Below are 12,292 nucleotides of genomic sequence, written 5' to 3' on the forward strand. Positions count from 1 at the left end.
CCCATTGCCTCAGGCCCTGACGGCTTGATAGATGCTCGAGAATGAGAAGGCTCACATGCCGGATGGTCGTTGGCGTATTGACGATCGTGCTCGCCGGGCCGGCGCACGCCAGCCTCTACATTACCGAGTTTCTCGCTCTCAATGAGACCGGCCTGACCGACGAGGACGGCAGCTTCTCGGACTGGGTCGAGATTCACAACGAGGGAGTGGCGACGGCCGACCTCGGCGGCTGGTACCTGACCGACGACGCGGCGGCGCTGACGAAATGGCAGTTTCCGGCGACGCCGGTAGCCGCCGGCGGCTACATCGTCGTCTTCGCATCCGACAAGAACCGCGCGGTTGCCGGCGCCCAGCTTCATACCAACTTCAAGCTGAGCGGCGGCGGCGAGTATCTCGCGCTCGTGCGGCCGGACGGCGTCACCATCGAGCACGAGTACGCGCCGTCGTTCCCCGCCCAGAACACGGACGTATCGTGGGGACTGACCAACAACCTTGCGCAGCAGCGCTGCTTTTCGAATCCGACGCCGGGAGCCGTCAATCAGGAGACGCCTTCGTGCGGCGTCGTCGAATCGCTCGCGTTCAGCGCGGAGCGCGGTTTCTACGATGCGCCGTTCAGCGTCACGATCACGAGCCCGACGCCCGGCGCGCAGATCTACTACACGCTCGACGGCAGCGAGCCGGCTTCGAGCAACGGCGCGCTCTACACGGCGCCGATCCCGGTCTCGACGACGACGATGCTGCGCGCAGTCGCATTCGCGCCGCCGCTGTTGCCGGCGGCATCGATCACGCACACGTACCTGTTTCTGGCCGACGTGATCCACCAGACCGGCGCCGGCTTTCCGACCGAAGGCTTTGCCGCCGACTACGAGATGGATCCGAAGGTCACGGGCGATCCGCGCTACGCCGGCGAAGTCGCGGGTGACCTTCGCACTGTGCCGACCATTTCGATCGTCATGAACGTCGACGACATGTTCGGACCGGAAAACGGCATCTACTCGCATCCGGAGCGGCGCGGCCTCGAATTCGAGCGACCCGCATCGGCCGAGCTGATCCGGACTGACGGATCGACGGGCTTCCAGATCAATTGCGGCGTGCGCATCCAGGGCCGGCTGAGCCGTGTGAAAGACAGGAAGAAGTCGCTGCGGCTGGCGTTCAAGGCGATTTACGGACCGCCCAAGCTCGAATATCCGATGTTCCCGGATACGCCGGTCACGCGATTCAACAAGCTGCGGCTGCGCGCGAGCCACAACAAGTCATGGAGCTTCGGCGTGGCGCGCGCGGACTACATCCGCGACCAGTGGACGCGCGACACGCAGATCGACATGGGCCAGGTCGCGTCGCACGGAATCTTCGCGCACATCTACATCAACGGACTTTACTGGGGACTCTACAACGTCGTCGAGCAGCCCGAGGCCGAGTTCGCGATGTCGTACTTCGGCGGCAACGAGGACGAATGGGACGTGCTCGAGCCGGTCGACACCGACGACGGAACGCGCGACGCGTGGAAGACGGCGCAGGACCTCGCAACGTCGGGGCTCGAAACTCCGGCAGCCTACGACGCGATTCGCCAGTACGTCGACGTGACGAACCTCGCCGACTACATGATCACGAACATCCACGCCGGCACTCTCGATTGGGATGCGAGCAACTGGTACGCCGGCCGCCGGCGCCTTCCGGGCGAGGGCTTTCGTTTCTTCGGCTGGGATGCCGAGCAGAGCATGGAGGTCATTCACGCCAATCGCGTGGACGTCCACAACGTCGGCATGCCGTCGGCCATCTATGCGGCACTCCGCGCCAACGCCGAGTTCCGCGTGCTGTTCGGCGATCGCCTGCACAAGCACTTCTTCAACGGCGGCGCGCTGACGCCGGCCGCGGCGGTCGATCGCTACATGAAGCGCGCCGCCGAGATCGATCACGCGATCGTCGACGAGTCGGCGCGCTGGGGCGACGCGAGGCGCCCGCTCGATCCGTACGATCGCGAGGCCGACTGGCTGCCCGAAGTCGAGTGGCTGCGGCTCTCGTATTTCCCGCAGCGCTCGGCGATCGTCCTTGACCAGTTTCGAGCCGTCGGACTTTACCCGTCGGTTGTTGCACCCACGTTCAGCCAGCACGGCGGGCCGCTGTCGCCGTCGACCCCGGTCGTGATCTCGGCGCCGGCGGGCACGATCTACTACACGGTTGACGGCTCGGATCCGCGGCTCGAAGGCGGCGCGGTAGCGCCGTCGGCGATCGTCTACGCTGCGCCCGTTGCGCTAAGCTCTCCGACCACGCTGCGCGCCCGCGCCCTCGACGGCGGAACGTGGAGCGCGCTCAACGAAGCCGCCTTTACGCCGGACATCGGCGTGCGCGTGAGCGAGCTGATGTATCACCCCGCGGCCCCGGTGGCCCCGAGCGCGTATGTAGACGACGACTTCGAGTTCCTCGAGCTGACCAACATCACCGGCGCCCCCATCGACCTGACCGGCTTCCAGATCTCGCAAGGCGTCACGTTCACGTTCGGGCCGTGGAGTCTCGCGCCGGGCGGCTACGTGCTGGTCGTGCGCAAACAGGCTGCGTTCCAGGCGCGCTACGGCAGCGGACAACCGATTGCCGGCCAGTACACCGGCAAGCTTGCCAACGAAGGAGAGCGCCTGCTGCTCGAGAATGCTGCCGGCGACGACGTCCTCGATTTCACGTACGCCGACAGCTGGTTTCCGGAAACCGACGGGCCTGGACACTCGCTCGTCGTTGTCGACCTCGACGCCGAACGCAGCGCGTGGTCGCGGGCCGACGGTTGGCGGGCAAGCGCGCTGATCGGCGGATCGCCGGGCACCTCCGAGCTGCCGCTCTGCTCCGACGGCGTCGACAACGATGCCGATGGCCTCGCCGATCTCTCCGACCCGGGGTGCGCGAGCGCGTCGCAGGATAAGGAAGATCCGGCGTGCAACAACGGCAGCGACGACGACGATGACGGTGCGACCGACCTGTCGGACTCGCAGTGCGCGTCTGCCAGCGACGATGACGAATCGGCGCCGAAGATCGATTCGTTCGTCTGCTACGCAAGCGTGCTGTCGAGCGGCGGATCGGAGATCGCGAGCGCGACCGTCACCGTCGACGACCAGTTCGAGGCCGGGCGGCAGTTCGAGCTGCGTTCGCCGCAAACGATCTGCGTGCCGGCCGTGGTGGATCCGAAAGACCAGCACGAGATGATCGTCTCGGATCCCGCAACCCACCTCGCGGGCTTCGCAATGAAAGCCGTCGACGGCGTGGTCTCTCCCGCGGTGCCCGGCGTGTTCGTCGAGGGTCTCGGTCCGATCTACCTCGACGCCTATCAGGCCGACCGGCTGCTCGTGCCCGCGGCGGTCGACGCGAGCTCGCCAGTCGCGGCGCCCGACGATTCGTCTCATGCGCTCGACCATTACGAATGCCGGCGCATCAAGCCCGCCGAGCTCGAGCCGCGCATCTTCCCGCGAGCTGTCAAGCTGCGCGCCGAAGACTCGTTCGACAGCGTGTTCTACGACTTCAAGCGGCCCGTGCACTTGTGCAATCCCGCCGCCATCGACGGAAGCGCAGTAAAGAACGAGGCCGGGCTGCTGATGTGCTATCAGGCCGTGCTTTCGCGCGGCGAGCCACGCCACACGCCGCGCATCGGGCTTCACGTGGCAACCGGGTTCGGCGCGACGCAGCTCGATACGCGCCGGGTTTCGGAAATCTGCGTGCCGGCGCACTGACGCAGCGGCCGTCAGCCCGGAATACGCATCTCGAAACGGCGCGGCATCTGCGCGGTCCTGATTCTGTGTGGGCCGACGGTCTTTACAGACAGCGCAGCTCTCCGCGCAGTCCTACGGCCGCCTTCAGTACCGCCAGCGCGTCGGACGCCGAGATTGCGCCGTCGCCGTCGGTGTCGCAGACGAGCGGATCGCAGCTCGCTGCGCCGATCGTCGCGCGAAGCGTGAACAATGCGTCGTTCGTCGCAGGCCGGTCCGCGCGCGAATCTACCGGCTGGCCGCACGGCACGCGCGCACAGTCGTCTGCGCAGTATTCGCCGTGCGTCGAGGCCGTGTCGCCATCGTCGCAGTCCTCGCTGCCCTCGATGACGCCGTCTCCGCATGCCGCGCATGGCACTGCCACGGGCGCGACCGTCAGCTGGCCGAAGCCGTTGTCGCCCCAGCAGATCACTGTGCCGTCGGGTTTGAGCCCGCAGGCATGAAGAGCGCCGAGCGAGACGCGTGTGAATTGGCCACCTGGCCGTGTGGAGATTCCGAGTCGTTGCGCACCCCAGCAGAGCAGCACGCCGTCGCTGCGAACGGCGCAACTCTGCGAGAACCCCGTCTCGACATGCGTGAAGGTCCCCGCCGGTGGACTCGATTCGCCGGACGTGTTGCTGCCCCAGCACGAAATCGACCCGTCGGTGGCGATTGCGCAGCTATGAGAGCTGCCGGCCGACACCTGCACGAATGCACCGGCCGGCGGCTTGGCCTGACCAGCGCTGTTACGGCCCCAGCACGAAAGCGTGCCGTCGCTCCGGACGCCGCACGTATGGTAGCTGCCCGCCGACACCTGCGTGAAAGTGTCGTCAGATTCGCCCGCCTGACCGTCGGAATCATTTCCCCAGCATGTCACGGAGCCGTCGCCAGTTACGGCACAGCTGTGGAATGCGCCGACGTCCAGTTGCACGAACTCGCCGTCCGGCGGCGTCGATTGGCCATAGGTATTGCCGCCCCAGCACGCGATCGCGCCGTCGCTGCGCAGCGCGCAGCCGTGAGCGCTGCCCGCATCGACCTGCGTGAAGTTTCCGTCAGCGGGCGGTGCGGCCTGGCCGTCGTCGTTGTCTCCAGAGCACGCAAGCTTGCCGTCGGTACGCACCGTGCAGGTGAACAGATCGCCGGCCGCGACTGCAACGAACGCCTCGGCAGGCTCCGACGCCTGCCGGAACGAGTCGTCGCCCCAGCATCGAACTTCTCCGCTGCTTTCGATTCCGCAGTCGTGACGACCGCCCATCGCGATGTCGGCGAACGAAACGCCCTGCGGGAATCCGTCGCCGGGAACGTCTCCGAAACACACGATCCGGCCGTCGCTCTGACGGCCGCAGCCATGTTCGTAGCCGAGCGAGACCTGAATGAAGGGTCCGGACGGATTCCACTGGTGACTGCCCCAGCACTGGATGCTGCCGTCGTTCTTGAGTCCGCAGCTGTCGTTGCTGCCGGCCGCTACCTGAATGAATTGGCCGGAAGGCGCCGGGACTGCGCCCGAGTAACCACTGCCCCAGCATACCGCCGATCCATCGCTGCGAAGGCCGCAGGTGTGATAGAGCCCGGCAGAGATCTGCGTGAAAGTTCCGTCCGGCGCAGTCACCTGGCCGTTGTAGCTGTTGCCCCAGCAGGCGACGGAACCATCGACTCGAAGTCCGCAGGTATGCGTCCCGCCGGCTGCGATCTCTGCGAACGCGCCGGAAGGCACGTGGCCGCTGCCCTCGCCCCAGCATTTGGCGGTTCCGTCGCTTCTCAGCGCGCAGACGTGAGTGCCGCCGACCGAAATCCGCGAAAAACTGCCCGCCGGCACATTGAGCTGCCCGAACGAGTTGTCTCCCCAGCATTGTGCCTGCCCGTCGCTGCGCAGCACGCAGTTGACCGAATAGAAACTGCTCACATGCAGCACGGGGCACTGCTGCGCAGCGGCGGCAGCGTAGGCGTGCAGTGCAAACGGCGCGCACGAAACGGCGATCCCGTGCATGAATCTCGCACGAACGGAAAGATCACTTCCCATCGTTCCCCCCTCAGGTTGGAGCCAGGCAATGACGGATTGCCGCGGCCGACGCCACCGACGCACGCAAACATCCGGCTTTGTACGTCCAACAAGCGCGCGACGGCGACAGACGCGGGAGCGCCCGCGTCTGGTCAATGCGTCGTCAGCGCGGTGTAGATCTCGTCCGTCGATTTGAGCGCGCCTTCGTCGAACGTCTCCTGCCAGCACCGCGTCGTCGCTCCGCTGGCGGACTGCGTGAGAAGCTGCACGGTGATGCTCTGGTCGCCCGCGATGCCGAGCACGTCCGGCAAGCCCAGGGCCGCGCCGCTCGCCTGAATGCTCAAGCGAAGGCGCGGAGTCGTCGACGCCGTCAGGATCCGCGCGCGAAGGGAGGTTTCGTCCTGCGAGCGCGAGTACGCCAGTTTCGTGGCGCTCGACGTCCAGCACGGCGTGCCGCCGGCGCAGATTTCTCCGGCAGCAAACGGTGCCTGCCACAGCAGGTCGTCGCGCGTCGGCGCGGTGCTGCTGTCGTGCAGGTAGACGCACAGCGCAAGGCCGGAGCCGGCAGCGGTCGTCGGATCGCCGAAGTCAGACGGGTGGACGATCGCACCGCGGCCGCTCGACTTGAGCGAAAACGAGCGACTCGCTCCGCCCGACAGGCTCCGCAGCTCTACCCTGGATTTGCCGGGATCCGCGCAGTCGTGACGGGCGCCGGCGCAGATCGGGCAGAGATCGCCGAGCGAGCAATGCCCGTCGCCGTCACACGTGCAGGTTCCGCTTGCGGCGCACGCGGTCGATGAACAGGTCACGGGGTCGCTGCAGGCACTGCCTGCAGCGAGATCGCACGAATCGTCGGCTTCGTTGCAACTTCCTTCGCACGCGACCGAAGACGCGCTGCACGGATCTCCCGCGTGCACCGAACAGGCTCCTGCGACGCACGAGTCGGAGCCGTTGCAGAACGTTCCGTCGTCGCACGCGGCGCCGTCGCTCTCCACATGCGCGCAGTTCCACGCGCAGCAGTCTCCGTCGCTGCGGTTGCCGTCGTCGCATTCCTCGCCGTCCTCGATGACGCCGTTGCCGCATGCCGGACAGGACGAAGGAGCGTCGCAGCAGCCGGCAACGCAGCGCCCTCCGTCGCCCTGGTAGACGCCGCCGCCGGCTTCGCACGCCGCCTTGCCGGCGTCGTCGAGGCAGCCGCGAACCGGATCGCAGCACGCGCCGACCGGCCCGTAGAAGTTGTAGAGATCACCGAGCGCCGGACACGCGTCGGCCGTCACGCCGTCCACGCAGACGGCGGTCGCCAGGCAGCAGGATCCGACGCCGCGAAACGGCGGACGGCAGCTGCCGGCGCCAGGCCCGTGGCAGTAGGCGATGCAGTCGAGCGCCGATGCCGTGCTGGAAGAATCGGCGAGGTACTGCGGCTGGCAACCCGGATCCATCGTGCAGCGCGGATCGCCAGAAGAAGCGGGTGGCCCGAGAAGAGCAGCGCGAATCGAAGTGACTTCGCTGAGCGTCAGGTCCTGCGCAACCAGCACGGCATCGGGAATCGCGTCGATGCTGACTCCCATCGCCCGCAGCAGCGACAGCGCGTAGACGAAGTAGCCGAGCTTTTCGGGATGGACGCCGTCCTGCGCAAAGTCGATCCCGGTCTGCGCCATCGCCGTGCACGCGTCGGCATCGGTCGGCACGGTGACTACCGTGCGACCGACCTGCGCGCTCGCGACCTCGTCGAGCACCACGTTGTGTGCGGTCCAGTTGCAGGCCGTCGCGTAGGCCTGGCAGACGAAGAAGTCGCGGCCGGGTTCGTCGAGCGGCGGCGTCTTGAACAGAAACAGCGCCTTGACGGTCGGCGCGGCCGGTGCGCCGGACTGCGGCTCGAATACGGCGTCGATGCTGTCCTCGAGATCGTCGCCGAAGCCGTTTCCGCTCGCGGGCGACAGCGGCGTCGCTTCTCCCGCGTCCTGGATGGCGACCCAGTACGGCTGCAGGGTCTCCACTGTGGCGCGCAGGTCGTTGGCCTCGCGGTATGACTTGCGCTGCGAACGGCCTCGCATCAAGGCGCGCACGGAACGGCTCGAAACGCCGGAGCCGTCCTCGCAGAAGCGTGAGAAGCTGCTGTTCACGATTCGCACGAACATCTGCGCGAAGTTGTTGTCGCCGCCGCGCACCGTGACGCTGTCACCCCAGAACAGAATCGCAGAGCCCGAAGGAAGGCTCTCCAGCATCGAGCCCGCCAGTGCGCTGTCGGGCAGCGCGTGCGTGCAGTCCGTCGCAAGAGCCGGACGAACCGAAAAGCTGGAGAAAAGGGCGAAGGCGAGCAGGGCGCTGCGGGTAAGCGCCGGAGCTTTACCGGCGGATCGCTTCACTTTTGCCTCACGGCGTCTGTGGTGTGCACCACCGCGCCATAGCGGAGGGTCGTGTGCCGATGCAAGCCTGTATCGGTGCCGGCGGCGGCTGGGTCACTTTGCAGCGGGTTCGCCCCAAAGCTCGGAGATTTTCCGGGCCTTCCCGGTATCGTGAAGCACCCGGAAGGAAATCCCGGTGTTGGACGCTTCGAGCACTTCGATTTTGTTCTCGCGGAAGTTGAGAACTTTGCTCACGGACAGATCGTATTTCACCAGTTGCGATGCCGTGGCGCGAGTCTGGATTCCGTAGCCGATGTCCTCGAGCTCGCGATATTCCAGGGAGACTTCGTTGCCGGATCGGCCGGCGTAGATGAGCTGCCAGTGGAGCGAGGCCCCGGACTTTCCGGCGATGAACGGCGCCGGAGAAAAGGCCTTCACACCGGCCTTTTCCCGGACAGGCCACGTTCGTCCCGCTTTGGTTCCGCCGAGCTGGACCACAGGTTGATCGCAGGGAACCGTACCGTCGTCTGCAACGACGATTCCGATTCTTTCCTTGTAGAACTTCGGGCTCGTAAGGACGTACCTGCCGTCCTGGCAGACTCCGCTGTATTGATAGTGGGCGGCCCAGATTTCCTGGACCGGTGGCGATTGCTTGTCGAGTCCGGCGACGGTCAGGACCTGGGTCTGCCTGTAACCGGGCAGAAGGAGCAGCCCTTCGATGCGCTCGATCATGACACTGCCCGGCGATGCCTTTCGTGTCTCGCCGATCGCGTAGTTCGCCACCGGTTGGTCGATGGGCGTGAGTCTTGTCAGCAGCGGCTTCGCGTAGCAGCCACAGGCTGCACTGCAAAGGGCAAAAAGAAGCGCGGCGTTTCGGAAACTCGGTGACATGCTGCACTCCGGAGGCGTCGCGGGAATTCCCGATCCGGGCGTACATGTCCAATCGAAGGAGCTGTGTCCAGCGATCGGTTTGATCGATCCGGAGTGAGTGCGGCGAGTTCCGCCGGCGGACTTCCGCCGGCGGCTCATTCGTTCAGGGCTTGTCAGCAGCCTTCATCCACCATGCCGTCGCAGTCGTTGTCGAGACCGTCGCCGCACGTCTCCGGAGACGCCACGTTGTTCGGATTGCAGACGATCGCTCCGTCCGTGCAGGCAGTGGTTCCAGGTGCACACACTCCCACGCCGCCCGTCGAACACGGCTGACCACCACCCGGATTGCCTTCGTCGGCATTGCCGTCGCAATTGTTGTCGTTGCCGTCGCAGGTTTCCGCGGCCGGCGTCGGCCCGCTGCACGTCGCGCCGCCGAGCCCGTCGCACGTCCTCGTTCCGGAACAGCTCCCGAAACCGTTGGAAATGCTGCACGCCTGGCCGATGTTGAACCCTTCGTCCGTGTTGCCGTCGCAGTTGTTGTCGGCGCTGTCGCACGTTTCGGTCGCATCGGGATTGATCAGCGCGTTGCCGTCGTTGCAGTCGACGTCGGCGCAGAACGTGTCCAGATCGGCATCGACGCACGGACCTTCGACCGGCGCACAGATGATCGACGTCGTCTTGGTGGAGACGGCACGCGCGCCGAATTGATCGGTCAGGCTCGCGGTCGCCGCAAGCTTCGGACACTTCGCTTTGTAGCAGAGGTATTTCTGGAGCTGCACGCCTTCTGCAGCTCCGGGCGGCGTCGGAACGACGTTGGTCTTTACGGCATCGACGCACAGCAGCTTCGCGGGCACCTTGAGCGTGCAACCCGCAGGGACGAACGCCGGATCGCTCGGCGTCAGCGTCGCCGTGTAGGACGTCTTGGCCTGTGAATCCTTGATCTTGAAACACTGCAGGTGATCGGCCGTCGCGGCGCCGGCCACTCCGACGATCCCCGCGAGAAATAGTGCAGCTGTTGCGACGGCGAGAACGAATTTGCGCATTGCCTTCCTCCGGAACCGGTTTTTGCGGCCCGAGCCGCGCCTCTTTTGCCCGACGGGTTCTATATCCCACCGAGCACAAACGGAGCGAGGGGTTCCGGATGATCCGACAAGAAAAATCCGCTCGACGCGTTGCGTGGCGGTCATCGTCGGCTTCGTGCCCCACGCGGGGTGCGCATGACTGTTCGGACGGAACGTGTTCCCGCCGCGGAGCGGCAACGCTAGGGCAGGCTGATGCGGTGCTGTTCAGCTCAGCGCAATCTTGATCACGCCGTCCGCGCGTCGCCGGAAGATGTCGTATCCGCTGGCGACATCCTCGAGCGCGAGGTCATGCGTGAACATCGGCGTGAGGTCGACGCGCCCGTCGCCGATCAGCTTGAGCAGGTAGTCGAAGCGCTTTCGCCCCGTCGGACAGAGCGTCGTGATGAACCGGCGGTGGTAGAAGCTGCCGTCGAGCGGGACGGAGACGGTGCCTTCGGTTCCGTACACGCCGACCGACGATACCGTCCCGCCGAAGCGCGTCACGCGGAAACAGTTGTCGAGCGTCGCCTGCTTGCCGAGCGCCTCGACCGCAACGTCGACGCCGCGACCGCCGGTGAGGTTCATGATCTCGTCGGCCGCACCGGCCGGCGAGACCACATGGTGCGCTCCGAGTTTCTTCGCCATCGCGACGCGCTCGGGAATGCTCTCGACCGCGATGATGAGGCCGGCGCCGTAGGTTTTCGCGGCGGCGGTCGTACAAAGCCCGACGGGACCCTGCGCGAAGATCGCGACCGACTGGCCTTCCTTCATGCCGGCGCGCTCGATGGCTGCGAAGCCCGTCGACATGATGTCGCTTACGAACAACGCCTGGCGATCGTCGATCGACGAAGGGATCAGCGCCGACGAGAAATCCGCGCCGTTCAGCAGGAACGCCTCGCCCTGGCCGCCGAACAGCAGGTTCATCGGCGCGCCATGGGTGCTGCAGACCTGCGGCTCGTCTTCGACGCAGCGCTCGCAGCTTCCGCAGCCGGTCAGGCATGCAGCAACGATGCGGTCGCCCTTCTTCAGCGTCTCGACGCCTTCGCCGACGGCTTCGACGATGCCGATCGACTCGTGGCCCATCGGCATGCCCGCAGGGATCATGTCGAAGTCGTCGACGATGTGGATGTCGGATCCGCAGATCGTCGTCAGCGTCGTGCGGATGAGCGCCTGCCCCGGGCCCGGATCGGGCAGGGCGACTTCCGCAAATGAAACCTTGCCAGGACCTTCCTTGATGCAGGCACGAATGTTCGGCATGGCCGCATTGTGCGTGCGCCGCCGCGTTACTCAAGCGACGGAGCCGCTCCCCATGCGGAGTCCTCGCGGCACGAAGGATAAGCTCGGTCCGACGTATTCCGCTCAGAACCCGGCGCTCAGCGCGTCGAGCACGACGCTCACGCGACGCGGCAGATGGCGGCGGCTCGGGTACAGCGCGTGAATGGGGATCTCGGGGATCTTTGCGCGAGGCAGCAGATGCAGCAGTGTTCCCGCCTCGATGCAGGAGGCCGCGACGTAGTCCGGGAGCGCCGCGATTCCGGCGCCGGCCTCCGCGAGATCCCTGATCGCAAACAGATCGTTGATGCGAAAACGCGGCTCGAGGCGCCGGCGGCCGCCAGCCTGCGCGAGCAGCTTCGGCACGCTCTTCAGCGACTCGGCCGCCGGCACGAGCAGAAGGTCGTGATCGCCGAGGGTTTCGAGTGAGCGTGGCCGGCCGCGCCGTTTCACGTACGACGGTGAAGCACACAGCATCACGCGGCTCGCGCCGAGTCGGCGCGCGACAAGGGAAGAGTCGTCGAGCGGACCTTCGCGCACCGCAAGATCGAGCTCGTCCTCGAAGAAGTCCAGTTTCCTGCCGGTCAGCACGAGATCGAAGTCGAGCCCGGCGTGCTCCGCAGCAAGCGCGGCAAGCACCGGCAGCACGCGCGTGCGTCCGAGGCTCGGCGTCGTCGAAATGCGCACGCGGCCGCGGATGTCGTGGCGGCGCTCGCGAACGGCCGACGACGCTTCGGCAAGTGCCTCGAACAGCGGCCGCGTGCGCTGCGACAGCTCGAGGCCTGCGTCGGTAGGCCGGATCTGACGCGTCGTGCGCTCGAGCAGTCGGACGCCGAGCGACTCTTCGAGGCGCGAGATCTGCTTGCTCACCGCCGACGGAGTCAGGCCGAGCCGCCGTGCAGCCACGGTCAGGCTGCGCGTCTCGATGGCATGCAGGAGAGTTCGAATCGCCGCCAGGTTCTCGCCGGTCACCTGTGAATTCATTTCACGAGTCTAGTGAAAAAGGATCGATTGTTGAAT

The 12,292-nt window shown here is 66.1% G+C and carries 7 protein-coding genes; 1 reads left to right on the forward strand and 6 read right to left on the reverse strand.

The window, feature by feature from the left end:
• Positions 1 to 41: 41 nt before the first annotated feature.
• Positions 42 to 3,710 (forward strand): chitobiase/beta-hexosaminidase C-terminal domain-containing protein, encoded by a 3,669-nt coding sequence (locus VN634_08935; GenBank protein ID HXC50993.1) that lies wholly within the window; start codon positions 42 to 44, stop codon positions 3,708 to 3,710.
• 82 nt (positions 3,711 to 3,792) lie between these two features.
• Here VN634_08935 and VN634_08940 read toward each other — a convergent pair whose 3' ends face one another.
• The 6 genes from VN634_08940 to VN634_08965 all read right to left on the reverse strand — a co-directional run bounded on the left by VN634_08940 (position 3,793) and on the right by VN634_08965 (position 12,256).
• Positions 3,793 to 5,745, reverse strand: coding sequence for a hypothetical protein (locus VN634_08940; protein ID HXC50994.1), 1,953 nt, complete (start codon positions 5,743 to 5,745; stop codon positions 3,793 to 3,795).
• Positions 5,746 to 5,876: 131 nt separating this feature from the next.
• Positions 5,877 to 8,090: a hypothetical protein gene (locus VN634_08945; protein HXC50995.1), complete on the reverse strand. Its 2,214-nt coding sequence runs from the start codon at positions 8,088 to 8,090 to the stop codon at positions 5,877 to 5,879.
• Positions 8,091 to 8,183: 93 nt separating this feature from the next.
• On the reverse strand, positions 8,184 to 8,960 hold the full coding sequence (locus VN634_08950; GenBank protein HXC50996.1) for a hypothetical protein: 777 nt from the start codon (positions 8,958 to 8,960) through the stop codon (positions 8,184 to 8,186).
• A gap of 152 nt (positions 8,961 to 9,112) precedes the next feature.
• Positions 9,113 to 9,982, reverse strand: a complete 870-nt coding sequence (locus VN634_08955; GenBank protein ID HXC50997.1) for a putative metal-binding motif-containing protein — start codon at positions 9,980 to 9,982, stop codon at positions 9,113 to 9,115.
• Positions 9,983 to 10,225: 243 nt separating this feature from the next.
• Entirely contained in the window at positions 10,226 to 11,257 is a 1,032-nt protein-coding gene (locus tag VN634_08960; GenBank protein HXC50998.1) for a zinc-binding dehydrogenase, read from the reverse strand.
• Positions 11,258 to 11,359: 102 nt separating this feature from the next.
• Positions 11,360 to 12,256 (reverse strand): LysR family transcriptional regulator, encoded by an 897-nt coding sequence (locus VN634_08965; GenBank protein ID HXC50999.1) that lies wholly within the window; start codon positions 12,254 to 12,256, stop codon positions 11,360 to 11,362.
• Positions 12,257 to 12,292 lie beyond the last annotated feature (36 nt).

This window comes from Candidatus Limnocylindrales bacterium (assembly GCA_035571835.1).
In the GTDB taxonomy this organism is placed as follows: Bacteria; Desulfobacterota; Binatia; order UBA1149; family CAITLU01; genus DATNBU01.